The sequence below is a fragment of the Bradyrhizobium nanningense genome (assembly GCF_004114535.1).
Classification (GTDB): domain Bacteria; phylum Pseudomonadota; class Alphaproteobacteria; order Rhizobiales; family Xanthobacteraceae; genus Bradyrhizobium; species Bradyrhizobium nanningense.
In genome coordinates this window covers 1-203 of the sequence record NZ_LBJC01000034.1, presented here as the reverse complement: position 1 = coordinate 203, position 203 = coordinate 1, and the positions used below count along the sequence as shown (strand labels likewise).

Sequence of the window (203 nt, the reverse complement as noted above, 5' to 3'; positions counted from 1 at the left end):
GCACGCCAGTGGCGAGATCGATCGCGGTCAGGATGTCGGCGACGGTACCCTTGTTCAGGTAGACGGTCGAATTGCCGCTGCCATCGGTGACGAGGTTACCGGTGACGCCGGATCCGGTCGCCACGTTCGCAGCAGCCGGCGTACCACCGTTCTTGAACGTGATGGTCTTGCCGTTGACGTTCAGCGTCGAGCCGTCGGTGATC

General features: G+C 63.1%; 1 protein-coding gene. It reads right to left on the bottom strand.

Features of this window, described 5'->3' with window-relative positions; genetic code table 11:
• The coding region (locus tag XH84_RS31700; protein ID WP_128948528.1) for a DUF1522 domain-containing protein at positions 1 to 203 on the bottom strand (203 nt) is incomplete at both ends.